This window comes from Microbulbifer mixtoriginis (SeqCode) (assembly GCF_052467235.1).
Genome location: NZ_CP174305.1, coordinates 3,155,936 through 3,179,879, shown reverse-complemented (window position 1 = coordinate 3,179,879; position 23,944 = coordinate 3,155,936). Strand labels below are relative to the sequence as shown.

23 protein-coding genes, 1 tRNA gene and 1 pseudogene are annotated in these 23,944 nt (G+C 43.8%); 6 read left to right on the top strand and 19 right to left on the bottom strand.

From position 1 onward, the window contains the following. The first annotated feature begins 606 nt into the window (after nt 1-606). Nucleotides 607-870: a hypothetical protein gene (locus ACJJIO_RS13975; protein ID WP_444908808.1), complete on the top strand. Its 264-nt coding sequence runs from the start codon at nt 607-609 to the stop codon at nt 868-870. Between the two features lie 1,639 nt (nt 871-2,509). On the opposite strand, the gene ACJJIO_RS13970 is transcribed toward ACJJIO_RS13975, so the two are convergent. The 6 genes and pseudogenes from ACJJIO_RS13970 to ACJJIO_RS13945 all read right to left on the bottom strand — a co-directional run bounded on the left by ACJJIO_RS13970 (nt 2,510) and on the right by ACJJIO_RS13945 (nt 7,202). Continuing rightward, nucleotides 2,510-2,878 carry a hypothetical protein gene (locus tag ACJJIO_RS13970; RefSeq protein WP_444908807.1) on the bottom strand — a complete coding sequence of 123 codons (369 nt, stop codon included), beginning with the start codon at nt 2,876-2,878 and terminating at the stop codon, nt 2,510-2,512. Nucleotides 2,879-3,282: 404 nt separating this feature from the next. Next, the gene (locus tag ACJJIO_RS13965; protein WP_444908806.1) at nt 3,283-4,845 is read right to left on the bottom strand and encodes a hypothetical protein; all 1,563 of its coding nucleotides are present in this window, start codon (nt 4,843-4,845) and stop codon (nt 3,283-3,285) included. A 70-nt stretch (nt 4,846-4,915) separates the two neighbouring features. Then, a complete protein-coding gene (locus tag ACJJIO_RS13960) occupies nt 4,916-5,257 on the bottom strand; it encodes a hypothetical protein (protein ID WP_444908805.1) in 342 nt (113 codons plus the stop codon). Between the two features lie 371 nt (nt 5,258-5,628). Further along, a complete protein-coding gene (locus ACJJIO_RS13955; RefSeq protein ID WP_444908804.1) occupies nt 5,629-5,958 on the bottom strand; it encodes a hypothetical protein in 330 nt (109 codons plus the stop codon). 445 nt (nt 5,959-6,403) lie between these two features. Further along, nucleotides 6,404-6,814 (bottom strand): annotated as a pseudogene (locus ACJJIO_RS13950) (transposase); the annotation flags it as partial. Between the two features lie 76 nt (nt 6,815-6,890). After that, the gene (locus ACJJIO_RS13945; protein WP_444908803.1) at nt 6,891-7,202 is read right to left on the bottom strand and encodes a transposase; all 312 of its coding nucleotides are present in this window, start codon (nt 7,200-7,202) and stop codon (nt 6,891-6,893) included. A 1,699-nt stretch (nt 7,203-8,901) separates the two neighbouring features. Between ACJJIO_RS13945 and ACJJIO_RS13940 the strand changes: the two genes are divergently transcribed. Both ACJJIO_RS13940 and ACJJIO_RS13935 read left to right on the top strand, forming a co-directional pair. Continuing rightward, a complete protein-coding gene (locus ACJJIO_RS13940) occupies nt 8,902-9,360 on the top strand; it encodes a phage integrase Arm DNA-binding domain-containing protein (RefSeq protein ID WP_444908802.1) in 459 nt (152 codons plus the stop codon). A gap of 75 nt (nt 9,361-9,435) precedes the next feature. After that, nucleotides 9,436-9,864: a hypothetical protein gene (locus ACJJIO_RS13935; RefSeq protein WP_444908801.1), complete on the top strand. Its 429-nt coding sequence runs from the start codon at nt 9,436-9,438 to the stop codon at nt 9,862-9,864. A 555-nt stretch (nt 9,865-10,419) separates the two neighbouring features. Here the strand turns inward: ACJJIO_RS13935 and ACJJIO_RS13930 are convergent. From ACJJIO_RS13930 to gltX, 13 genes are all read right to left on the bottom strand, one after another. Next, nucleotides 10,420-11,121 carry a putative selenate ABC transporter substrate-binding protein gene (locus ACJJIO_RS13930; protein ID WP_444908800.1) on the bottom strand — a complete coding sequence of 234 codons (702 nt, stop codon included), beginning with the start codon at nt 11,119-11,121 and terminating at the stop codon, nt 10,420-10,422. A 491-nt stretch (nt 11,122-11,612) separates the two neighbouring features. After that, complete coding sequence (locus tag ACJJIO_RS13925) at nt 11,613-12,032, bottom strand: lysozyme inhibitor LprI family protein (protein ID WP_444908799.1); 420 nt, start codon at nt 12,030-12,032, stop codon at nt 11,613-11,615. Between the two features lie 144 nt (nt 12,033-12,176). After that, nucleotides 12,177-12,551: a hypothetical protein gene (locus ACJJIO_RS13920; protein WP_444908798.1), complete on the bottom strand. Its 375-nt coding sequence runs from the start codon at nt 12,549-12,551 to the stop codon at nt 12,177-12,179. A 71-nt stretch (nt 12,552-12,622) separates the two neighbouring features. Beyond that, entirely contained in the window at nt 12,623-13,078 is a 456-nt protein-coding gene (locus ACJJIO_RS13915) for a DMT family transporter (protein WP_444908797.1), read from the bottom strand. A 114-nt stretch (nt 13,079-13,192) separates the two neighbouring features. Beyond that, complete coding sequence (locus ACJJIO_RS13910) at nt 13,193-13,483, bottom strand: hypothetical protein (RefSeq protein ID WP_444908796.1); 291 nt, start codon at nt 13,481-13,483, stop codon at nt 13,193-13,195. A 95-nt stretch (nt 13,484-13,578) separates the two neighbouring features. Beyond that, nucleotides 13,579-14,019: a GNAT family N-acetyltransferase gene (locus tag ACJJIO_RS13905; RefSeq protein ID WP_444908795.1), complete on the bottom strand. Its 441-nt coding sequence runs from the start codon at nt 14,017-14,019 to the stop codon at nt 13,579-13,581. 445 nt (nt 14,020-14,464) lie between these two features. Then, nucleotides 14,465-14,761 carry a hypothetical protein gene (locus ACJJIO_RS13900; RefSeq protein ID WP_252084716.1) on the bottom strand — a complete coding sequence of 99 codons (297 nt, stop codon included), beginning with the start codon at nt 14,759-14,761 and terminating at the stop codon, nt 14,465-14,467. Between the two features lie 104 nt (nt 14,762-14,865). Continuing rightward, complete coding sequence (locus ACJJIO_RS13895; protein WP_444908794.1) at nt 14,866-15,198, bottom strand: YnfA family protein; 333 nt, start codon at nt 15,196-15,198, stop codon at nt 14,866-14,868. 84 nt (nt 15,199-15,282) lie between these two features. Continuing rightward, nucleotides 15,283-15,873, bottom strand: a complete 591-nt coding sequence (locus ACJJIO_RS13890; protein ID WP_444908793.1) for a hypothetical protein — start codon at nt 15,871-15,873, stop codon at nt 15,283-15,285. Between the two features lie 261 nt (nt 15,874-16,134). Further along, entirely contained in the window at nt 16,135-16,710 is a 576-nt protein-coding gene (locus ACJJIO_RS13885) for a hypothetical protein (RefSeq protein WP_444908792.1), read from the bottom strand. A gap of 345 nt (nt 16,711-17,055) precedes the next feature. Next, nucleotides 17,056-17,295: a hypothetical protein gene (locus tag ACJJIO_RS13880; protein ID WP_444908791.1), complete on the bottom strand. Its 240-nt coding sequence runs from the start codon at nt 17,293-17,295 to the stop codon at nt 17,056-17,058. Nucleotides 17,296-17,671: 376 nt separating this feature from the next. Next, a tRNA-Ala gene (locus ACJJIO_RS13875) sits at nt 17,672-17,747 on the bottom strand. Nucleotides 17,748-17,889: 142 nt separating this feature from the next. Beyond that, nucleotides 17,890-19,365, bottom strand: a complete 1,476-nt coding sequence (gene gltX / locus ACJJIO_RS13870; RefSeq protein WP_444908790.1) for a glutamate--tRNA ligase — start codon at nt 19,363-19,365, stop codon at nt 17,890-17,892. A 275-nt stretch (nt 19,366-19,640) separates the two neighbouring features. Here gltX and ACJJIO_RS13865 point away from each other — a divergent pair, with 275 nt between their 5' ends. The 3 genes from ACJJIO_RS13865 to ACJJIO_RS13855 are packed head-to-tail and all read left to right on the top strand — an operon-like array spanning nt 19,641 to nt 23,670. Beyond that, the gene (locus ACJJIO_RS13865) at nt 19,641-20,168 is read left to right on the top strand and encodes a hypothetical protein (protein ID WP_444908789.1); all 528 of its coding nucleotides are present in this window, start codon (nt 19,641-19,643) and stop codon (nt 20,166-20,168) included. A gap of 48 nt (nt 20,169-20,216) precedes the next feature. Continuing rightward, entirely contained in the window at nt 20,217-22,733 is a 2,517-nt protein-coding gene (locus ACJJIO_RS13860; protein WP_444908788.1) for a TcfC E-set like domain-containing protein, read from the top strand. Further along, nucleotides 22,720-23,670 (top strand): hypothetical protein, encoded by a 951-nt coding sequence (locus ACJJIO_RS13855; RefSeq protein ID WP_444908787.1) that lies wholly within the window; start codon nt 22,720-22,722, stop codon nt 23,668-23,670. The genes ACJJIO_RS13860 and ACJJIO_RS13855 overlap by 14 nt, the downstream gene beginning before the upstream one ends. Nucleotides 23,671-23,944: the final 274 nt, after the last annotated feature.

The following is a 23,944-nucleotide window of genomic DNA, read 5'->3' as shown; positions in this document are numbered from 1 at the left end:
GTACAGTTTTCATGAGGTAGCTAGACCGAGCACCTTGAACTTGGCCATGGTTACCAGTGAGCTGGCAAAGGCCATCTGCCTGCCACCAGAATTATGAATGTACAAACGTACCAGTCTAGCAATTAAGAAATTTTGAGCGCACGGGGATCAAATCTTAAAGATCTTTCGAGCTTTACTCCTACTTTAACAGCATGCTCCATGATACTTACCAGCACTGAAGTCAAACCTTCAACATGGAAATCTGTCACGATCTTAACTTGTGCGCTGTCGGCGTCACAGAAAACACAACTCTAGCCTTCTTAGAAGTTTCAATTTTAACGGCTGTCAATGTATAAAGCATCTCAACATCCGTGTTAGCACTTGAACAAAGATATGTGGTTAACGATGGTCAGCCTAGGAACGGGCTAGACCTGTTGTCAGGTTGAGAGCAGATAAAGCAGTAGTCGAGTAAGGAAATGGGCAGGCCTAAAAAGCCCCGCATGGTGGGCGACACAGCATTACCGGGAAACCTCTAGCCTGAACCGCGCCAGGGAAAGCTGCTGGCGCTATCACTGCCCGGATGGTTCCTACAAGATCTTCAAAGTTTCCCTTGTAAATGCTCAGCGTATGGCGAAGCAGACCAACGCTCATCGGGACGATAACGTGAAACGCAATCTCAGTAGAGTACCCGGTAGAGCCTACTTTGCACATAATGTTGCACGATATATGGAATGGTGGCTAGAGAGTCACCCACGCTTAGTCAACAAAGCCAGTTGGCGTAATCGCTGTAACGCACTAAAGCGGTTTGGGGAGAGATTTGAGGCCATCCACATACACAAGGCCAAACTCGCAGATCTGCGCAATTGGTGGGAATCCCTTACCATTCACTAGCGCATACACGCCGTAGAGAATTTAATTAATTCTTTGATTTCTTAATGGTAGAAGGGTTGTGCAAACTGGAAAGCAATCCATTTACCACCGCCGATGATCGCCCGCGTCTACTAGAAAAAGGCAGACCCAACAAGAGGCGACAGCGCCTCAGCCTGGAAGCTTACTGGGCTATTTATGAAAAGGCTAATGGTAGGGGTTTTTAACATAGAAAGCCTTGATCAAATAGGGCATCAACTATGTATTAAATTACGATTCGATCTGAGAAGGATTTTATATTACATCCCCTAAACATACTTCGAAGTTAAGATGTAGATTTTCACTAATCGCATATCATTATTTGAGTTGTTCATAGGGATTGGATACTGTATATCTCAATGCATGAAAGACTTATCGGAAAAGCATAATCAACTATAAACCAATGTAGGTCCGCGTCTTCAATAAATATCTATATTTTCTATCAAATAGCTTTAGTAACTGCGATATCTGATCTGCGATAAGTACTTTTTTATTGCTCCAACTGGATTTTGAATGTCCTTTAATTGCATTTTAAAGGACTAGACATTAGCCCTGAAATTTACAGATTCTTGAGGTAAATCCAGCTCTTGATCTCGGAGGTTAGTTATAGTTTTCTCAACTTCTTCTACTTTATCAGCAGCAGATAGAACATTCTCTTTTGCACTGCCAATTTTTTTAGCTTGAGTCGACCAACAGTAGTAAAGTGTAGAGTTTCGTGGATCTTCTGGGTAACTAGGAAGAATCAGCTCATCAAGAGCTTCACTAAACGTTTTTTAAACCGCAGTTATGCGAATCTTACACTCTTACAAAGCCTCATATGAGCATCACAGAAATTGAATCAATAAATTAAAGCTGACAACAAGTAAACCATTGTAAATAAGCTCATTACTCAGATCCTCTCCAGAGAATCGAAACGCAGGCGGAAGATAAAGCCCATCCCAACAAAAAAAAGCATCAACCCTTGGGCTAACTTATGAATAGAAAGGGCTAGAAATTTCAGAAGAAAAAAAGAGCCCTGAAGGCTCTTTTTTCTTTCTTGCGAGTTTGTGTTCACGTTTATGTTCACTTGACAAGAAGCCGTGAGATTCTTCTCGCAAACCCTTGATATGCAAGGGAAATATTGTGAAGTTAAGCGGGATCAAACCGCTTATCTCAACACTGCCAGTCTTCAGCACACAAAAAGATTAGTCATTGTATCTTAAACGGAAACTGCCCTATTCCAACCTCAAGCAGCTCACTCATCTCGTTAATAGCGTACAAATGTCTTAATTGTAAGCTGTACATGAATGATAAATTTTTTGAATATGAGCTTACTCAGTATTGACCAATATCTACATGGCCTTATAAATAATCGTTGCAGTAATTGAATCAGCCGTAAAAGGCCTGGTTAGTTTTCCTTATACCCTTGATGTTTCCACTAATGTAGCAAGTAGGATGTACTTTATATCCTCAATGATATAAATACTAGAGCCAGCTTGGATTTACTGTTTCTGATAGAGACTAAGAATTTATTTCTAAGCTGCCAGGATTAGTGTTTCACATGACTAAATCTTTGCTGCCCTATCGATGCTTTCAGGGCGGCTTGATTTCCGCCCGTATAAAGCTGAGAAACCCTAGCAGATATTTATATATCCACTCTATAAATCAACGGGTAATTATTTCCGTTGCCATCCCTACAACCCTCTAAACCGAAACCTACGGTAGCAGATTTTGCAAAATATGCAGATAATAAAGATGAAAACTGCTCTTTCGTATCATGTGCATCTGTCCCATCATTGCGGTCAAATTCTATGACCACATGGTTGCTGGACCCCGAAGCGCAGCCTTCCGCTACTTCACCACCGCTAGCATCTGGTGAGAATTTAATAACTGCATAGTATTTATAGGTAGTAATACCTTCAATGGTTTTATCAGGCTCAATTGTACTTGATGCAAAGCTGTTACCAGACAGTAGCACCAAGAGTAATCCGAAGGATAGGTCAAACATTTTCATAAAAATTAACACTCCTTAATACATAGCTCAATCAAAGTGACAACATAATAATATATTAATCAATAAAATTATGAAAACCTTTCCTGCTACTTTTTGTACTGCAATATTACCATATATTGCTACCAAAGCTTCGACTTAGGTAGCACCATGACTACTATTGACCTTTCTATTTTTTTTCATGCTCTTCAACTCGAAAATAAAATTCAAATAATCATTTGTATATGATTTATCCTGGCTTAAACCACATTTCCTCAAGATACGCCATACTCGACTGAGATTTACATTCCTTGTAGTTTTCATATAACAGTAAAATTAACGTAGCAACATATTATTTAGCCCCCACTATCAGAGGGCTAAACTTAAATCTTATTTAGTATTTTATATTAATTTATAAAACCAATATCCTAACCTGCCGTATCCCAAACAACCTCTCCATTTGTGAAATTAAAATGTTGTCCAGCATTAGGGTTAAAATCAGGGATTGTATACTCTGTGGGTGATTTTTTGGGGCAACCATAGCGTGCTAGCTTATCCTTATTCAGATCAAAACCCAATATATTAATTCCTGAAATCAAATTACAAGCTGAGAAAAAGGAATTTAACATTGGCCATTTCGTATATGGAATTACTCCGTGAGAGCCAAATCCTGGTAGACTGCCGCTGCTGCCCTCTGCCATGCCATATATGCTGCCCAAACTTTGTGAAAATTGGAATGGCGTCAATTTTTCATATGTAACCGCTGCAACTATCGCACAAGAGTTGTTTGCCTCAACCTTAATTTCATTTTCACCAATAAATGAACCGTCATATACATATGAGAAAGAACCAGTTACTTCACCTTTAGATCTCCACTTATACTCCCAATCGTGCCAACCCTTATCATAAAGCTCTACTGTGGCGGGTCTTCCATTTAGCCCAACGGCTATACCGGTTGTTTCATTAAGAACACTTTCTGCTGCAAAAAAACCAGCCCCGTATTCTTTTCCTTTTCGAAAATTTAACAAATTAACAGATCTATCAATTTCATAGGCATCCCAAATAGAATTATCCGGCAACTTGCGCTTTAACAGGTCAAGATTTACTGGGTGTAGAGCACTTTCCGCATTCCAATTAATTGCCCCTTCCTTCGTTGTATAAACAATATTATCATTTTTTACAGGAATGAAGAACATAGGGTCGGAAGCTGCGATTGGAATATATTTAGGCTCACCAGATACAACTATTACCTCATCGATTTTTCCATTATTCTCTGGATATAAATTTTCTACGTTCTCTCCACCTATCAACTTATCTGCATTTGACGAATAATATAACCCCCCATCCGCCACCGTAAGAACACCACCATTGTAAGATCGAACCGCCTGAATGGCCTTTGAAGTATTCTCAATAAATTTACTACCTGTTGAACTAATAAGATCATTTATAGATCCAAATGATCTTATATCCCCCTCCTTAGTTTGAGCAAAAATATCTCCATTAGCGTACCCAATAAAATCATACATGGTAAAAAAATAGGACCCCAAAGGTCCTGAGGAGTTAAAAACATCGACACTAAGAGCGCCAAATTTTTCCCTCAGGATAAGCACCTTTGCTTCATCTTCAACCTCTACGACACTTGGCCGTACAGAAAAATTATCAAAACTTCCAACATTACCTAACTTTATCGTGCTACCGCCCCCACTCAGGTCCAATGCATTAGGGCTATAAAACACATCCCCATTTTTAACTACTGAGACAACACCAGCCTCTCCCAAAGAAGAAATCCCATAAAAATACTCGCCAGGTGCGTGCATTTGAACTGAGCCAGCCCCTCTTAAGTACTGTGGTGCCACAGAAAAATTAACACCACAGTTATTTACGCTACCAATTACCCCACCATTATACTCAGCTAAAATCTGATCATATGTAGAGGCCAATACACTATTTGATATAAGCGACAAGCAAATCGCAGAAAAAGTTTTATTCATTTTAAAACCACATACATTTTTAATATAACCTAAAGCAGAAAAATATTAATTTCTCTCCAGATTAAGCATCTTAATAATCTACATCCACTCTGTAGATAGTTGGATAACCTAATGATTCGGAGGTACAGCCACTAATACCGAATCCTACTTTTTTCTTTGCTGCAGCTGCAGCAAGTATTGACGAATACATTTCTTTAGTGCTTCCATCGTCAGTAAACTCTAATATAACTTGCTCTTGAGTGGCATGGGCACAGCCTTGAGTATTAGGGAAACCAGGTTTAAAATATACTACTGCAAACCCTTTGTAGGTCTTAACTCTGTAAATTTCTCGATCAATTGGCACCTGATCATTCCCTGCATAAGCACTGCAACAAAGAGCAACTGGCAACGCAACCAATAGTTTTTTCAACATATATTTACCTTCATTTAAGAAAAATATTTTGAACAATCAGTTAAAATGCATCTTTTAACTGAAGGGTATCTGAACAATTATTGACACCCTTAATTTTGAACCCGATTTAAAATAAATGCCTGAAGCGAGACTCTAATCTTTAAAAAATAACACATAATACAAATAAACCAAGAGCCTCATCGAAGATAGATAAAGGCCACATCTACACTGAAAATAGGTTAGATATTCTTGGCAAGCTGCACCTAATGGATTCATCGAGCATTTCTCACGACCACTTAGATTTTTCTTTTAACACAACCTAAATATTAAAAATATATATCCCCAAATTAAAACAAATGAATGAACACTTTGTTTTTTGAATAGCTCAGTCACTATTGTCTTACGTAAAATGTTTGAATTACTGGTGCTCCAGATAAACACTCTGCAGTATTCAAATCACTATATCCAACATTTACTGTTTTTTTAGCCGCTAAGGCTGCTAAGGCCGCAGAAAAAACCTCTTTATGAATTTCACTATCATTGATAGAGATTCTGACTTGAGTTTTATTTGTACACGGACTATTAATAATGTTAGGAGAAACATCAATAAAAATGGTTTTTGTAGATTCACTAATTCCCACCCCCGAAATAGTAACATCCTGAGTAGCTGACAACGCAAAACTAGACCAGGACATAAAAAAGAATAAAATACCCAATCTCATAAACACACCTTAAAAATTAAACTAAGAAATTTATTGTAAATTTTTCCTCGGACCACAGACTCTCACTTCAAAAAATTTCAGAAGCAGACAAAAACGTTATGTAGTCCTTGCTAGCAAAAAAGCCGATGAATTTTAGCTTTTTTACGGGGCTTAATCTAGCATTTTTTACCCTCAAAACCTATAAAAATAGAATTTACTACTGCAAATGAAGTCTAAGTGAGTCGTTCAAAGAAGTGCGCACTCACTAAACCCTCAATATCATTACAACCAGAAAAATTATGCATTTTAAATACCCAGTCAGCTCAACAATCATAGAGAAATATTACAAACCATATAAACCCATACGCACCAGCAGCCGCAGTCACCCCTAGATTTTCACAACAACTAACACACTTGGCGCTACCGAAAGAGGCTTATAGCTCTTGAAATAACACTAGAAGCTGTTTCATAACTTCTTTAGCGTAATTAACATGCAGGCAATATAGAAAAAAGCTCTGTATGAAGATAAGTAGCGATCCCACCTAACGACTAAACGACGGTAGTTCCCTAGCCATGCAAAAGTTCGCTCAACTTTCCAGCGTCGCACATATCTCCTAAGCTTTCTGCCATCTTGTTTCGAAGGTTTTCTTCTATTCCTACTGTGAGGGAAAATCAGATCAATTTCACGGCGGGCCAAACTATGGCGTAGTGGATCAGAATCTGCAGCCTTGTCGTACACTAGTCGTCGAATTTTTGTATTTTCATAGGTAACATCGAGTAGTGGATGTAAAAAATTTACTTCTCCTGGTGAGGCCGAAGTAACGGTGCCTCCCAATGGAATACCTTCACCACCGACCACCACCATCCGCTTTGTACCCTTGCCCCGCTTAGTTTTTCAGACTTCTGCTCCCCTTTTTTGCTAAAGCAAAGCTACTATCCGAAAAGACTTCTTCTCAATTAAGCAGGGATCTTTGATCGAGCTGTCCGAGAAATTTTCTCCAAGCCTTCAACCAAGCGCCTTCTCTTCCCAAAACTGGAGCCTTCTCCAGCAAGTACCCGGCGAAGGGTAAGATGGGGGAGATCCTTCCCTTCCATCGTGCTCCTGAGCGCAAAATCCACAAGATACCTTCAAAACATGCACAGTTATCAATGGGTTTGGGACCTCCTTTTCCACGTTTTAGCTGGGGAAGGCAAGGCTCAATCAATTTCCACTGGGCGTCGGTTAATTCTGACTTAAATCTACTCACACTTACTGGTCTTATCATTCCATGAAGTCGCAAGAATAACTGATTTCAAGTTACGAAACAGCTTCTAGCAGATCGAAGTCCTCAACGGCCAGAACTATTATTGTATAATTGCTCAATTACTCAACCGATACAACAAAACTGTCTATCTAGAGCAAAAATGCTTTAGTCCTTAACACACAGTGGGTGCTCTCCCGCAGACATTGAAACGTGGGGGGCGGGCTTGCGTGTTGTCGCCATGAGGACGCAAATCAATCACTAACTGAAAAATGCAAACTCTGAAAAGATACCCCAACACATGACGCTGGCGAAGTACATCAAGAAAGTTAGCTACTCAATCATTTATTGCTTGATCAGATAACCTTACTGACAGCCTCACCTACCACGAAAAGCCACAATCGCATGAGTCCCGAGGTGGGAGTGAAGCACGTTCCAGGCCGCATTGATATTAACGGGCGCCCAGTATTGTTGATAAAAGCCAAGGATAAGATATCTAGCTGGCGGCATTGGTGGGCGATCATCCAAGCTGTTAACCACCCACGGAACAAAAAAATAAGCAGTCAGTGAGCCTAGCGGTGAAATGGATAGATAAAGCAAAATCAGGCACTGTATAATACCATAAGCTTCGGTAACGGATACTAATTTTGGATCACCAGCCGATCGACTAAATATAATTTTTAAAATTTATTTTACTAAGCTGTAGCACTCCTAAGAACGGAAGTTAGATGAGAATGCCAAGGGGTTGTTGAAGTGTTTCTTCCCAACTAGATGAGAGTGGGCAAGCTCTCGAAAACCAGATTGACCATTAGGTCTTCCGTATCAATGCCCCGCTGAGAAAAGTATTAAATTACTGGATCCCATTAGAATTTTAGCGGGACTGTTGTGGCCCTGGAACTGAACAAATTCAACTTTACCCGCTCAGCCGAGGACAAAAGAGTGGCTATGCCCAGCTCTGTTCCTTGCCCCTACTGGCAGAGATCAGTATTGTCGCTGCCGTTAGGTTTCTAAGCACCCACTGTGAAAAGCAGCAATTGTAACAATCTGGTATACCAATCTCTCCTATAGCAGAATAACCCCCTAAACTCATAGGTATTAAATCTTCAGTATATCAGCTTTCTCGGCCAGGCTATCATCACCTGTATAACGGGCCCTGGTTACGCTATTCGCTTTTAATATCGATGCAACGGTAGCTAAAGGCCCCACAACATAGCTGTAACAGCCCGAAGCAACAAGACCAAGCCAGCCTCCTGAACGAAGAAAAGCAACTATTGACCCAGTCCATCCGCGCCAGCGAATTCGGGCACAAGCCAGTGATGCTCAACATCATTAACGATATGTGTCTCAGACACCCCACTGTTGAACCCTTTTTCGACGCCCTATAACAGACAGGCACAACTACACGCAGCGGCCAGGGGTTTGCCCTAGTACACCATGGAGGGCTGTCCAATGAGTAAGCTGGTAAAAGGAACAGCCTGGGCCAAAGAGCAATTCGAAAAGTCTCCCGCCCCGGCAAAGATAAAATCCCCGAGTGGATTGTGGCCGAGCATATCCCCGGCTAGATCATCACCGAGGAGCCCTATTTGGATGCCGACAGTTCGCCATACGCGATCACAGCGGAAAAACCCCAGCACAGAACACCGCCGCCAACGCTGGTCAGCCCAGAAGCGGGTTAGACCTGTTGGCAGGCTGAGAGCAGATTAAGCAGTAGCCGAGCAAAGAAATGGCCAGACCTAAAAAGTCCCACATATGGGGCGATATACCACTCCCAGAAAACCTCTACCCAGATGCTCGCGGCGGGGAAAAATATTGGCGTTATCGTCGCCCAGACCCGAAGGATAAAGTCTTCTCTGCATCACCTGAAGAAGCAATCCGAATGGCCGAGCAAGCCAATACTCAGCGTGGTTTGAAGGTAGAACGCAAGCCAGCAAAAGCTCCTGATAGAGCTAGCTTTACCTACCACGCTGCATGCTATATAGACTGGCACATTGAAAATTACCAACGCCTATCCAACAAGTCCATCTGGCGCAATCATTGTAGCGCCCTGAAAAGGTTTGTCGGAGACTTCGAAGCCATCTCTATACATAAAGCCAAATTAGTAGATCTACGCAAATGGTGGGAATCTCTCACCTATCACCAACAGCACGCACACCGCGCCTACTGGACGATTAAAAAACGCTAACGCTTAACCCTGGAAGCTTACTGGACCATCTATGAAAAAGCCGAGGAATTAGGCTATGCAGCGCTACAGATTGCTATGGGTATCAGTATGCTACCCACCATGCGCCGCGCCGATATTTGTGAGCTGAACTTTGAGAAACAACTGCAAGGTGACCACCTTCGCAAAACGATTAATAAATCTGAAGCGCAAAGGGGTAGCCTCGCCGCCAGCCATTTGAGTTTTAATTTAAAAACCCACCAACAACTTGACAAACTTATTAGTCGCGCCAGAGAATTCAGCCCAAGAAATTACCGCTGCCACTACATACTGAGTCATATACCTATGCAACGGCGAACGGGAAAAATTAAAGAGCATGTTTGCCAAGTAATACCCGACCGGTTAAGTGATATGCTTACCGAAGCCCGCAACGCTACCGGGCTCTATATCGGCTTCCCCAAAAACCAAACGCCACCCAGCTTCCATGAAGTGCGCAGCCTGGCCTCAGACCGGTTTAAGCGAGTGTGATTCGACGTGCAGTCATTGCAGCAATTGATGGCACATACTGATGAGCGGGTTACTCAGTCTTATTAAGCGCGACACGGTATTGATTATGAGGAGATTAGTATCTATTTGGATAGGCAAGTAATAGGAAGGGAGTTTTAATAGGGGAAATTTTTAACACTAAGATAAATACTAGTCCAGCACCTAGACTAGTTAGAATTATAATAAATTTACTAAAGCTCTATTCTGCCCAAAGTTTCAATATTATTACTGGGCTCTAAGTAGCATATCTTCTTTGATCGGTTCAGCTTGTAATAGCCAAGATTTTTCATGACTCTTCATGAGGCCTCTTAGGTAAACAATACACCGTTCAGAAGGGAAAATTTGAACCCAATTCGCTTACTCATTATTCAACAAGCCAATTTCGTGGGCAATCTCCACGATTGGTTGGTACATTGAGTTATCGGCTTTGATAAACTCTTTACGAGGAAATGCGGCAAGTAGTTTTGGATCACGCATATTCAAAATCGCCTGTTGTACCTTGTCTGTGAATCCATCACCCCAGGTATCATCGACATCTCAACGAATTGTCCAGTTGTAATCTGGATATCCCGGAGTTTTCCAGATCACTTGTACTTTACTCTCATCCACTTTGCCAGCTTTCTTTTCATTCTCCCACACTTTGTGATTCAGGGCTCCAACCTGATATTTCCCAGACTGCACATGATCCAAGGTATTGGAATGGTGGCCACCAAAACCAACGTGGCTAAACACATCGGCTGGAGACTTACCGAATGCCTTTCGGATAAAATATTCCGGCATTAGTCGTCCAGAAGTAGAGTGTTCTGAACCGAAAGTAAACGTCATACCCTCTATACCACGGGGAAAGTCTTCTGACGGTTTGAGTCCGGTGCTTTTATTGGCAATAAAGTAGGAAGTAAAATTTTGATCTTCTTCACCTTGAGCAATGGCTTTGGCGCCAGGATCCGCAATACGAGCCTGCACCCCAGTAAAACCACCGAACCAAGCCAATTGAACTTTATTATTTTTAAAAGCTTCGACCGTATCGCTATAAGACTCTACTGGTAAGTACTTAACCTCAACCCCTAGCGTATCAGATAAATACTGTGCAACTTTGCCAAAACGTTTCTGTAAGCGTACCGGATCCTGGTCCGGGATGGCAGTAAAAACAAACGGCTTTATATTTTCTTGGGAAAATATGAGGGATATGCCGAATAGCATTATGAGACTGAGAATAGACACGGTTAAACGTTTTAACATTCTATTGGTCCTCTATAGATCCACAATTCGAAACTTATAGACTAAAAGTAAGGGAGTAAATATAAGTGTTATATATAGGTCAGAAAATGTAACCAAATTGTATGGTGTTATTTAGGTTTATCAAGAGCGAGATATATTTTCACCATTATAAGTATTATCTAAAATGTTAATATAAAGACGGCGGGGAATACTTTGACGGAGGTATACGGAGGCGAAAACCTGCACCACTTTGCGCAGATCCCCTTTCCTCCGTTGATTACCCTGCTGTAATCCAAGCTACCACAGGGGTTTAGCCGGGTTATTTTAAGAATAGCTAACCGTTATAGAAGCGATCGACGATAACGCCCCACTAACGCACAGCCAACCCCGCATGCTTGATGCTTGATGCTTGATGCTTGATGCTTGATGCTTGATGCTTGATAATGTGAGCGAAACAACCTCACATAAAATGTACAATGTTGATCGCCGGCCTACAGCATTTGCATGGCATGTCACCATGGACAACCATTACAGCCCATGGCGTAATTAGTATTGAAGTTTTCTAACTCTTTAAGTCTCTGAATTGTCCTTTCTGACAAACATATATTCATTCGAATTGCCTGCCCATCACTATAAAAATTGCAATCGGAATCTCTAAACTTGACCCAAGTTCTCTGTGTACTTACAAGTCTTTTCTTATGGGTTTTATTCTCTAAGCCATCTAAATATTGCATTAGCTGAGAATATTCTTTATTAAGAAATTTATCACTTTCATTATAAACCTCTGAAAAACAAACCTCAATTTCTGGATAGTTTGTAAATCCTCCGCATTTCGCAAATTCCGACATTAAATTCTCAGATTGTTCGCCAGCATAAATTATTGGCACATAAAATATAAATATGCTAAAAAAAACCTTCAGAAATCGGTGCATCTTATTTTCTCCTTGAATGCCCGGCGCACAGAACAAAAGCCTAAATCGCAGTTTTTTAACACGCAATATTGAATAAATTGGATACATATTGAAACGACCGAAGACATAGGTCTTGCACATCGTTCTGATAAGTCTTACCCATCTTCAACTTTCTCCAAGATTATACATATCTCTAAAGAAAATTAAGTCTTTAACAAAAGGAAGATCAGGTGATTTTTTCTCAAGCTCGTCAAATACCGCGCGCACTTTTTCATAACGCCACTTAAATTCATCCACAATCCAAAGCTCATCTTCACTCTCATAGGAGAGCGTATGTTGATGATTTTCTGCCAATCTCATAAATGCTATATATGATACGACAAACTCTTCATGCTCAGATCCACGATTGATTACATACTCGTCAGCATAGTGCAGAGATTGCCCATCATTAAGTCCCATGTGCTTCTTTGAATAGTCATAGTGAGACTCTAGATCTTTAATAATGCCATTATAAAAATTAGACTTTAAAACAGAGTTCACAAAACCTAACCCCAATAGTTAACACTTTGCTAAACGATAGCCGTAACGAATTTCAGCAACTTGTTATATGCCTACCGACGTGCCACCAATAGTACACCTGCTATTATAAGTAGCGCGCCACACACCCTTGAAATTGACAATTCTATCTTGGGATACCCAAGCCATCCGTTATGATCTAGCACTAGAGACGCTATAACTTGGCCACAAACAATAGAGATTGCCAAAACTAGCGCTCCCAGCTTTGGAGCCAAAAATACAGACATTGCAATATTGAATGCTCCGAAAGCGCCACCAAGCCAAGCCCACCATGGTATGGAAGTAATTGACTCTTTAGTAAACCAGCTTTCACTTTGAAAAAGTGAGATAGATCCTAGTATGAGCGTGCCTATCAAGAAAGAGATAAATGCCGCTTGGATGGGAGTATGGAGAGCTACACGAAGCTGTGAATTCACCCCCGCTTGTGATGCAAGAGAAGCTCCAACAATCAGAGCAAAAACCAGTAAGGTATACGTACTTAAACTATTCAACTTACAATACTCTTTACTACTTATCGCACTAAGCGCTAAGCGCTTATCGTAGGAGCGGAAACTCGTCCAACGATTTTGGGGACCGGGCCTGTAGGGCCGTACTGCCGGTACTTATTATATGCTCTTACTATCATTTAGACTCATTGCTGCTTTTACTAAGATTCTCTCTACTTCCTTGTTTCTACACTCGAAGTATCGATGAACATCAAGGGCAACTAATGCAGGGGCATTTTCTTTAATAGCATCGAGAATAGCAGCCCGTTGTTCTGAGTTTGCGCTTTCTAGCTTGGCAATATTTTTTATAGTAGCAGCAATAGTTCCTTTTCTTACTCTTACCCCTTTAATAGTTTTGTAATCCTCATCATCCTTGAGTAAATCTTGTGCCTTAACTAGTCTTTCATCCATACAGTTCGACTCCTTCATCGCGAAATACTCGCAACACATAACGTCGCCAGCAGGGGCTGGAGCAAGCAGTGCGGAAGTCCCTCTGGCTTGCCTTATTAAACATTGCTTTTCAGTTTTTGAACATACTTGTACGAAGTTTTGGTGAAACCAATACTTTCATAAAACTGTTGAGTCGACTCACGTTTGAGCGATGTTGTTACTTCAAGTGTACTACAACCTTTTGCGGCAGCATTATCTCGCGCGAAATCAATTAGTCTTGTACCCACACCATACCCCCTGACATCTGAATCCACGACAATGGCTGTAATTCGGCAAAACCTTTCAGCTGAAGGAAAATAGTCAAAGTAGATGACAGACATAACGCTTACGACAGATTTGTCTAAAATTCCAACAACCGTTTCATAGCTATCGCAAATGGGATTTGATATCAGCGATTCAATTGCCTGAATGGATGGCTCATATCCTAGCTGTTGCAGCAAGCTCACAACGACTTGAATATCATTTTTCTCAACTTTTCTTATTTCGAAATTAGCCATAACTTTGAGCGATGTTTAACAACCAGCTTTGGGGCAACCAGAAGGCAGTGTAGGCTGTCCTAGCCATGTGGAGCATGGCGACAACAGCGTTTTTTATGTGTTTTTGGCATGTCGCCTAATCAGAACCTTATTGAGTATCATTGCTGATAGCACTAGGGCGAATGACAAGGCTATGCCACATGTAACCCAGAACTCTACGTATTGAAACCCGTGATTATTAGCATACAAATCTGGCGACGGATTCCTAGCCAGTTCCTCCATTATTTTGGAAGCATATATTTCGCCAAGAAAATGAATACTAACAGTTCCCAGAACAATATATATCGCAACACAGATTCCCCTAATCCTCTTACTCATTGTTGCCTCGGATTACACATAACATTGCGAGAAGGGGCGGCACGTATGCGGCGTCCACTGCCTTACCTTGTATGGTTGTTCTTGCCCTCTAAAAATCTTCCGAATCAGAATCTAGTCTGACCTGCAACTCTTCCATCGTACTAAACTTTTCTGTTCTAGGATAAGGAGCTTCCTCCTCCTTACCAGACCAAGTTAGATGAACTATATAGAATGCACTCTGGTCAGTTAAGAGTATATCGTCTTGGTCTTCACGCTTTGCGAGAGCTTGAAGCTCAATCCCATACAAGCAATGATCTTTCGAGAGTTCCTTAAACAACTCTCGCTGTAAAGCCTTGCTATGACTTTCAACGTATTCATTTATATCTGACCAAGGTTCCTTGTACATCACTACCTCTCAAGAGGCATAACGCCGCCAGCAACGGCCGCAATGTAGGGGGGGAAGGTTCCGTAAGCCGTCCCGCCCCGATAGAGACGAACAAGGTGCGCTTTTTAAGCATGACGTGGCCCAAGCATGATGATTGCCATCCCAATTAGGCAGAATATAACACCGATAAAGTCCGTGACTACTGGTCGAGTTGATTCTACTGCCCAAAGCCAAAGTAGCGCGACTGAAACATAGACGCCACCATATGCTGCATATGTACGGCCTGCAGCTTGTGGATGTAAGGTAAGCAACCAAACGAACAATGCCAAGCTTAATGCAGCAGGAACGAGCATCCAAATAGAATAACCTTGACGCAACCAAAGGTATGGGAGATAACAGCCCACAATTTCCGCTATGGCAGTAGCTATAAAAAGAAATAATACCTTTAATATTTCCATAGTTCTTTATGAATGCTTAACGCCTCAAGAAGGGGGCTAGTTACGGCGTCCCGCTTCCTTAATTTGTTAGTACCTTTGACGAATTTAGGGAGCCAAATAATTAGTGATAGTAATACTTTGAATATCAATTAAACCTGAGGAACCATCATAATCACGGATATTATCATTCAACTCTCCAGGTTGATCAGTAAACTCATTCACCCGCGGGTAGTAGTCCCTTGATAAAACAGTTTCTTTATTTGGCCCAGAGAAAAGAATTGCTTCTACATTTGTTAAGACGTTACCGCTAACGAGATTATCAAATGTGCTCTTAGTAAATTTTCCATGATAGCTCATAGTTAAATGTAAGTACCCATCTACATTCGTGAGTTCATACGAAAGGTCGCGCCCTCCAAGAGTGCAGCACCAGCCTATAATATCTCCATAGCTCCAGGTAAAGAAGTAATCTGTCTGATCGCAATCTTCATAGCCGCTTGGACAATCCATATTATAAAATAGGGCAAAGTCCTGCCCCATAATATCACCAGCTCCATCGGTAGCCACCACAACTTTTACTCCTATATCGAGAGCGTCTTCTCGCGATACGTTCTGTGAAAATCGTACAACAACTTCAAAAGAAGGAGGATCAATTGAAAGTATTTCGGAGGAGGTAAAGCTTTCTATTTCAGCGGGCATCTCTACTGGATCAGAACTATCTCCGCCGCTGCCACCGCTGCATGCGAGCAGAAGGCCCGCAAAAGAAGCTAGAGAGATCAAATGTAGAATTTTTTTAGTATATATAACATCTAAGTTTAGGCTAATTTATTTTTGGTATCACTACTAACGCCGTGTTAACTGGCCCAGTGTAGCGAAACCAGCGTGTGGCAACGTGAGCGAAAGCGAGCCACATGCTGGTAGAACGTAGCTGGATCCACGTTCAACACTTAGCTAGAAACATCATATGCCGCTTTCTGGCTTTAATCTCTGCTTATCACTTTCAGCTTTCTGTTGCCACTTAGGCAGATACTTAGATTTCAATTTTTCAATTTCACTTGCTTTGTTTTTTGCCCAATTTAAACCAGTCTCGTTAGGCACAACTTCAGCCGTGCTATTGTACCAGCTATCAATCTGTTGTTGAGATACGTCTCCACTTGCAGGATTTAAACTAAACCTAGCCTTCCATACTCCCATTCTGGGCGACACCAAAACATAGTATGTTTTATTTTCCAAAAGATTCGCTTCAAGAAAATCTGCATTTTCTCCAATTACCATAAACATATGCTTGCCCGGTTCCGCTTGGTAGGCAACTCTTGTTTGCGCTGATACTGTACCTAGATAATTAGAGTCATTATAAATCGTCGACTGAATTGCTCCGCCATAATTGGAAGGCCTCATGAAATGAACCAACGCCTTACCGTCTTCAGGTTTTGTTACAACGGATTCCGGTGTAACTCTTGTCATATGATTGCTTTGGGTTGTACAGCCTGAAAAAAACAAAACCCCAAGAAATACAATTATCAACCTATTAAACATCTATCTTTCCTCTTTCTGTGAATGAAAATTTTTTCTAACCGCTTATTAAAGAGCCAGGGGCTCACTATCCTTTTGGCTACTATTTCTGGGATGGAGCCTTCAAGCTCCACAAAAAAGCCTTTATTTACAACAGGCTATAAACCACTGTCTAAATAGCAATCAGGGATAGTGAGCCACTGACTCAAGTCGTCCGGCTCAACTTCCCGTTCTAAAACACACTTTACCCATAATTCAACCAATAAGTTAGGGAGCACCTTTCTGTAGATGTAAGCCATGGCTCTATAATTCGGGCCCTCGCACCGGCGACACGCTTTCTCCACTGCCCAGCTTTTCGCTCGAAAGAACTTATCCAGAAACTAAAGCTACAAGCTTTCTTCTTCCTTCCTTTACACGAACACGAAATAGTTCAGGGTGAGCCTCTGCCATCTCTATCCATGAACCTGCTGATTCTGGTTTTCTTTGAAGCTCTCCCCCCACCCCCTCTTCGCTTCTACTCGTGCCTTTATGATATGCAAGGACTTGTATTAACGACAAAACCTCTCCCAACCGTGCAAGCTCTAAATAAAATGATTTTTTGCCACTCATACCATCTTCCTTAATGCGCAAAAAATTAATTCAATAGAAACTTCGTTATGTGCAAGTATCTTCGCTGCTATAGAACACCTTGAGCCCCCTTAAAAAATCAACTGAATAGCACCTCTACCAGTGAATGGGTGAGTGAAGACGCTGTTGATTCTAATTAACCCAGGCAAAGAGCTTGATGTTGCACATGAGAAGAAATCAATATTTGTCCAGGCAAGCGAGTGACTAAAAGGGATTTTTTGTGAAAAGGTAAAATTTCAGACGAAAAAAAAGGGCCTAAAGGCCCTTTTTTCTTTCTTGTGAGTTTTGTCCGGTTTTTACTCACCGGATAAGAGATCATTACCCTCTTCTCACAACCCCTTGATAGACAAGGGAAATTTGGTGGAGCTAAGCGGGATCGAACCGCTGACCTCAACACTGCCAGTGTTGCGCTCTCCCAGCTGAGCTATAGCCCCAAATCCTTTTTGCTTAACGTTTCCGTTGAAAGCGAGGCGCATTTTAGCAAGGTTTAGACGCCTGTCAACAGAAAAAATAACTTTTTAATCAATTAGTTAGCAACTTACCCGGCACAGCCCCCTACCGGGGGCTGTGGGGTACTTAGGAGAGTGAGGCGTACTCTTTCTCCCAACGTTTGAGGACTTTTTTCCCGGCGCCGCCCAGGGCGTCGATGGCCTGGCGCAGGCGGGCGCGGCTGAGGTCTGGGCCCAGTAGTACCATGGCGTCCATCACAGAGAAGGAGGCGGTGGTGCCACTAATGGCAACAAACAGGGGCGCGTTGAAGTCCTTGAGCTTAATCTCCATGGACGTGGATAGAGTCTTCACCGCCTGGAAAATACTGTCGCGGTCCCAGGCACGCAGGGCTTCCAGACGCCACAGGGCGAATTGCAGCAATTTCTTCTGCTCATCCAGCTCCAACTTATTGCCACTGAAGCTCTCCTCGGTGAGCGGCAGCTTACCGGAGGCAAGGAAGCTCACCAGCGGTGCGAAATCGCCGAAAGTCTCCATACGCTCTTTGGCATGGGGCAGTACCTTAAGCAGGTTCTCGCGGTTAAACATCCAGTCTATAAGGCGGTCGGCAAGCTGCTCATTTTCCAACTCGCGAATCCACAGGCCGTTCAGCCAGGACAGTTTCTCTACATCGAACACCGGACCACCCAGGGAAACGCGGTGGATATCGAAATGTTCGAGCATTTCCTCCAGAGCAAACTTCTCGCGCTCATCCGGCATGGACCAGCCCATACGGCCCAGATAGTTGAGCAGCGCTTCGGGCATAAATCCGGCACGCTGGTAATAAAGAATAGAAGTCGGATTTTTGCGCTTGGACAGTTTGGTTTTATCCGGGTTGCGCAGCAGCGGCAGGTGGCAGAGCACCGGCATTTCCCAACCGAAGTATTCATATAGCAACTGGTGCTTGGGTGCGGAGTTAATCCATTCCTCACCGCGCAGCACATGAGTGATCTCCATCAGGTGATCATCCACCACGTTGGCCAGGTGGTAAGTGGGCATGCCATCGGACTTGAGCAGAATCTGCGCATCGACTTGGGCCCAGTCGATCTCAATAGTACCGCGCAGCAGATCTTCCACTACACAGGTACCGCTCTCCGGTACGTTCATGCGCACTACATAGGGGGCTCCGGCGGCGCGACGCTTCTCTACGTCCTCTTCCGACAGCGCCAGGTCACTGGGTTTCAGTGAGGTGCGGCCGGCTTCGCGCAGTTCTTCGCGCAGCTGCTCCAGCTCTTCGGCGGTGCGGTAACAGTGGAAGGCATGGCCTTTCTGCACCAGTTCATCGCAGTAAGTTTTGTAGATATCACCGCGCTCACTCTGCCGATAGGGGCCATGGGGACCGCCTACGTCTGGACCTTCCTGCCAGTCCAATCCGAGCCAACGCAGGCTATCGAGAATCGCCTGCTCGGATTCCGGGGTGCTGCGCTGCTGGTCAGTATCTTCGATGCGCAACACAAACTGGCCGCCCTGGGCGCGGGCAAAACACTGATTAAACAGGGCGATATAGGCGGTACCAACGTGGGGATCACCGGTTGGAGACGGTGCGATTCGGGTTCTTACGGTCATGACAAACCTGGTTGAAGATAAATAAAGGACTCTAAAGGCGCGGGATTATAGCGCTGGCCGCGCGTCGGGCACAGATACAAGCTGGTCGCCAATAAGATCTTTTAGGCGCCATAAATCAAAAATTACCCGTAAATGACGTGACTTGCATCACAAAAAAAGTATGATCCCCGCCATAAAGATGGAATAGCTTGACTAACGCATTACCCCTGACAAGTGCAGGATCTTCGCGAGCGGCTTTTCACAGAACGATAACCAACGGCTCAGGAAGATACGCCATGCACAAAAATGTAGTTCGTTCACTGGCCTCTGCTCTCGCAGCAGGCATGCTTTTCAGCGCTTCGGCCGCCACCGTGGCAGCCACCAATAGTGCCAGTAGTGATATCACCCTTACCTTTAACCCGAGCATTGTAATTGCCGATGTCGGCGATATCACAATTACCGACCCTGCCCTGGGGACCGATGCCGTTGCCAGTGATGCCTTTTGTATCGGCGGTTTTGGTTTTCCCACCTTTAGCATTACCTTTGAAAGCAATGATGGCAATAACGATACGGCTTTCAGCCTCTCCGGCAACGGCCTAGACGTTCCCTACAGCGTCGGCTTCGACAACAGCACTAACGGTCCCTTTACTGTGGTTAATGAGGGTGAGCCACTAACTGGACTAGATCGTAACGCCGCTTCTTGCAGTGGTTCCGACAATGCCAGATTCCAAATCACTGTTGCCAATAGCGCCTGGCAGACCAACGATGTGCTGGATGGCACCAGCTACACCGATACGCTGCTGATCACTGTAGCCTCAGAATAATTTTGTGGCGTGGCCGGATAGGATTTCCAGCCAAACCCATCGCAGTTTATGGCAGGACGTCTTAACCAATGGCATGCGCTGGCATTTTGTCTGGCGCAGGCCATTCACGCCGATAGCTTTGCAACAACAGCAGCCACTTTTCTGCTGGAGACCTCTGCACCGGAAGGGTTTGATTCACTGACCGAACCACAGCAGTTATTGGTAGACCTCTACTATGGCGGCCGCCAAATAGGCGCAGCGCCAATTACTGTTGACCCCACCCATATCCAATTCGACGAGCCAGAGCAATTGCTCCCTCTTCTACCTAAATTATTGGATAGAAAAACCGTAATAGCGGCGTTGGCCGATCCTTTGCCCAGAAATTCACAGTATCTCTGTCGTTCAAGCTGGCAGCGAAAGTGTGGCTATCTAGTGCCTGAGCAGGTGGCGGTTATCTACGATGAAAACCGCTATCGGCTCGATTTATTTTTCTCCGCAAAGTTACTGCCACAAGAAGCCGCCATCAGCGATCCCTATCTCCCGGCCTCCACCAGTGAATTTTCCATTGTTCAAAACCTCAGTGGCGCCTGGAGTGGTGTGGAGAGTAATCTCGGTGAAAACAGTCATAACGCCACTTTGAATGGCAACACCATTATCAGCTTTGGCGAGAGCGCCCTTCACGCCCAGTGGTCAGCTGCCACTGCGCAGCACAATCAGATTAGCGCCCTACATTGGTCCAGGGATTATCGTGGAAGAGCCTATTCGATTGGCTTACTACAACCCCAAGGGGGCTGGCACTATTTCGGTAACCACAGCAGCCTGTATGGGTTAGAGATGCGCAGCTCCCAGCTCAGCCGTACAGACATTAAATATCGGCAGGGCAGCCCACTGGAAATCAATATGCCGGTACGCGGGCGTGTGGAAATTTACCGGGATCAGCGGCTGATCCACACAGAAATGCTGGAGGCCGGTAACCGGTTGCTAAACACCAGCACCCTGCCGCATGGTTCCTACGAAATTGAGGTGCGAACTTTTGATGAAATGGGGCGCTCGCTGCACAGCCACTCAGAGTTCTTTACCAAAGACTCCCTGCTACCGGCCCCAGGGGAATGGTCCTGGAATTTTTATGCCGGACAACCCGCGCACAATTACAGTAACTATCAGACGCTACCCGAGCGCTACGAGGATGTGCTGGCTCAGGGATCTATAGCTCGACGCTTAAGTGGCAATCTTGGTTTCTTTGCCTCGGCAGCCTCAACCCGTGAGCAACAACTTTACGAGATTGGCGCCCGCTGGATAGGTGGCTTCTTCGAAGTTTCGCCGAGCATAGTGACTAACAAGGATGGGCGCAATGGTCACAGGGTTCAGGCGCTGTTGAAAACCCCATTCGCCACACTGAGTGCTATTGATACCAGGCTGGATGACGCTGCCGATTTTGATCAAACCAAGGGTCTGCAACTGCTACCACTAGGTTACTCGCAGCGCAGCCTGGCTCTACAGAGCAATCTACTGGGAGGGCAACTCTCTCTGCGCTTGCGTGAGCGAGACAGCGGGTATCGCTTGTTGCCCGGAGAGCAAGTCGACAAATTAGATAATGCGAGTAAGCTCACCAGCCTATCCTTCAAACGCAACTTCTTACAAAGTGCTAAGTGGCTGGGCAGTGCCACTTTCTCACACCATAAGGCCGACGGGCAGCAGTATACCGGCCTGGAAATAGAACTCCGACGCCGCGCCAAACACTGGCAGCACAGCGTCAATCTACACAGTGAGCGCAGTAATCACAGCGATCGCGAACAGCGCTTGCTTCTGGAGAGTCGCTGGCACGATAGGGACCTGTGGGCAGCAGAATTTGAGCAACAAATCACTGCAGAAAAAAGCACACATGGCCGTTATCTTGAGAGCAGCAGCCATCTCGCCGGCCACTTCGGATATTTAAACAGCACTCTCAGTTTTAATAACGTTAACCATAGCAAGGCTTTCAATTATCTGGGTGGCTTCAGTACCAACCTAATTGTTGCAGAAAATACCTTCGCCTGGGGTGGTGAACGCGCACTAGAAAGTGCGGTAGTTATTGAAATCGATGGCAGCGACCAACAGAATTTTGAAGTACTAGTTGATGGCAACCGGCGTGGCTATGCCAAAGGCGGTGATAGGTCTGTAATCAACTTGCCGGCATTTCAGAGTTATGACTTGTCTCTGCGCCCATTGGATAATGGTTTCTTTGATTACCGCGAACAAAGTAAAACCTTCACCCTATATCCCGGTAATGTTAGTTCCACAACTTATCAGATAGAGCAACAGCTGCTTATTTTGGGGCGTCTAACCGATATGGGTGAGGGGTTACCTAACACCCGATTATTTATCGGTGAACACAGTACCACCACCGATCGGTACGGCGTTTTCCAATTAGGTATAAATACCAACAAGAAGAGCCTGCTTACTCAAGCATTAACTTGGGATCACTGTCAGGTTCCCATAAATATTCTGTCTTCTGGGGATAGCTGGTTGAATCTAGGCAGCATTGAACAATCCAAGGCCAACTGCCACATCGAAACTACTGCGGGGTTAACCAGTGCGCAGCATTAAACACTTAATTGGAAAACTCCTTTGGCTGGGTGTTCTTTTTTTACATTGTCATAATCCGGCCAAGGCACAAAGCTGCTCCAGCAATGACAGCTTGCGCACCTGTAATCTGGGCGACACACACACCCTAAATTACCAGTCCAATAGCCAAGAAGTTCCCTTCACCTTGCGCAGTCGCAGCGCATTCAGTGGCCGCGCCCTAGCATACTACACGGAGCTCACTCCTTTAAGTGGTAGCACTTACTCTCTAACTGCCGACAATGGCGACACTTTGGATATCTCCTTTACATTAAACCCTAGCAATAGTGATGCTCAGCTACTCACACTGAACAATCTCGCTGGCCCCTTTAATGGTAGTAGCAATGATGTCAACGCCTCCTTAACCCTGAACATAGACGATACTAAAACGCCCTCCTCCAATCGCTACAATGGTAGTTTTCAAATCACCCTAGAGCAGTACTTCCTTATTTTCCTGGTTGATAGCGAAACAGTAGAATTTGATATTGTTTTGCAGGTAGAGCCCCGTATTGCAATTCGTAACCTGGGGGATATTAATCTCAGTAACTCGGGCATTTCCTTCGGCCAGGCGATTGAGGGACAGGAAGACTTCTGTATTGGCGGCATTGGATTTGACCGCTATACCGTAAATCTATCTAGCAGCAATGGAAGCACAGGTGGAACTGGGATTCAGCCTTTTTCCCTCAAAGGAGTTAATGAAAATATTACCTATTCGGTTGGCTTTAGTAATACGTTAAACAGCAACACGTTCAACAGCCCTAATAGTCAGGGTGATATCGCGGGATCATTTTCTAGACAGTCAGATGAAGCTTGTACTATTGATAACGCCAGAGTATATATCTCAGTTGCTCCCTCAGATTGGGAACAGGCCGGGGAACCTGTATATACTGATGTACTGACAATTACGGTTAGTAGCCAATAATAACTTTTACAACTTCTTACTGACCGCCAGCTTTGTAAAACAACTTTAGTATTAAATAAAATAATTACGCCAACCAAAAAAACTCCATTAGCTGGCGCTAATCCTTCAAAACTCTTATACACCTCCCTCATTAGCGTTTCTATGGGAATCGCTCTGCTAACACCTATCTCAAATTCCATGGGCGCCGCATAAGAACTCTTGATTCATATAAAACGGCATTTTAAATACTCTAAAAACCCCACAAATCCAGGCAAGCAAATATTGTGACAATTCA

Bases quoted from the DNA above. Each gene is read 5' to 3' on its own strand.
- ACJJIO_RS13975 (WP_444908808.1), top strand. From the start codon at position 607: ATGGCGAAGCAGACCAACGCTCATCGGGACGATAACGTGAAACGCAAT.
- ACJJIO_RS13970 (WP_444908807.1), bottom strand. From the start codon at position 2,878: ATGAAAATGTTTGACCTATCCTTCGGATTACTCTTGGTGCTACTGTCT.
- ACJJIO_RS13965 (WP_444908806.1), bottom strand. From the start codon at position 4,845: ATGAATAAAACTTTTTCTGCGATTTGCTTGTCGCTTATATCAAATAGT.
- ACJJIO_RS13960 (WP_444908805.1), bottom strand. From the start codon at position 5,257: ATGTTGAAAAAACTATTGGTTGCGTTGCCAGTTGCTCTTTGTTGCAGT.
- ACJJIO_RS13955 (WP_444908804.1), bottom strand. From the start codon at position 5,958: ATGAGATTGGGTATTTTATTCTTTTTTATGTCCTGGTCTAGTTTTGCG.
- ACJJIO_RS13945 (WP_444908803.1), bottom strand. From the start codon at position 7,202: ATGATAAGACCAGTAAGTGTGAGTAGATTTAAGTCAGAATTAACCGAC.
- ACJJIO_RS13940 (WP_444908802.1), top strand. From the start codon at position 8,902: ATGGCCAGACCTAAAAAGTCCCACATATGGGGCGATATACCACTCCCA.
- ACJJIO_RS13935 (WP_444908801.1), top strand. From the start codon at position 9,436: ATGGGTATCAGTATGCTACCCACCATGCGCCGCGCCGATATTTGTGAG.
- ACJJIO_RS13930 (WP_444908800.1), bottom strand. From the start codon at position 11,121: ATGTTAAAACGTTTAACCGTGTCTATTCTCAGTCTCATAATGCTATTC.
- ACJJIO_RS13925 (WP_444908799.1), bottom strand. From the start codon at position 12,032: ATGCACCGATTTCTGAAGGTTTTTTTTAGCATATTTATATTTTATGTG.
- ACJJIO_RS13910 (WP_444908796.1), bottom strand. From the start codon at position 13,483: ATGGATGAAAGACTAGTTAAGGCACAAGATTTACTCAAGGATGATGAG.
- ACJJIO_RS13905 (WP_444908795.1), bottom strand. From the start codon at position 14,019: ATGGCTAATTTCGAAATAAGAAAAGTTGAGAAAAATGATATTCAAGTC.
- ACJJIO_RS13900 (WP_252084716.1), bottom strand. From the start codon at position 14,761: ATGTACAAGGAACCTTGGTCAGATATAAATGAATACGTTGAAAGTCAT.
- ACJJIO_RS13895 (WP_444908794.1), bottom strand. From the start codon at position 15,198: ATGGAAATATTAAAGGTATTATTTCTTTTTATAGCTACTGCCATAGCG.
- ACJJIO_RS13890 (WP_444908793.1), bottom strand. From the start codon at position 15,873: ATGCCCGCTGAAATAGAAAGCTTTACCTCCTCCGAAATACTTTCAATT.
- ACJJIO_RS13885 (WP_444908792.1), bottom strand. From the start codon at position 16,710: ATGTTTAATAGGTTGATAATTGTATTTCTTGGGGTTTTGTTTTTTTCA.
- ACJJIO_RS13880 (WP_444908791.1), bottom strand. From the start codon at position 17,295: ATGAGTGGCAAAAAATCATTTTATTTAGAGCTTGCACGGTTGGGAGAG.
- gltX (WP_444908790.1), bottom strand. From the start codon at position 19,365: ATGACCGTAAGAACCCGAATCGCACCGTCTCCAACCGGTGATCCCCAC.
- ACJJIO_RS13865 (WP_444908789.1), top strand. From the start codon at position 19,641: ATGCACAAAAATGTAGTTCGTTCACTGGCCTCTGCTCTCGCAGCAGGC.
- ACJJIO_RS13860 (WP_444908788.1), top strand. From the start codon at position 20,217: ATGGCAGGACGTCTTAACCAATGGCATGCGCTGGCATTTTGTCTGGCG.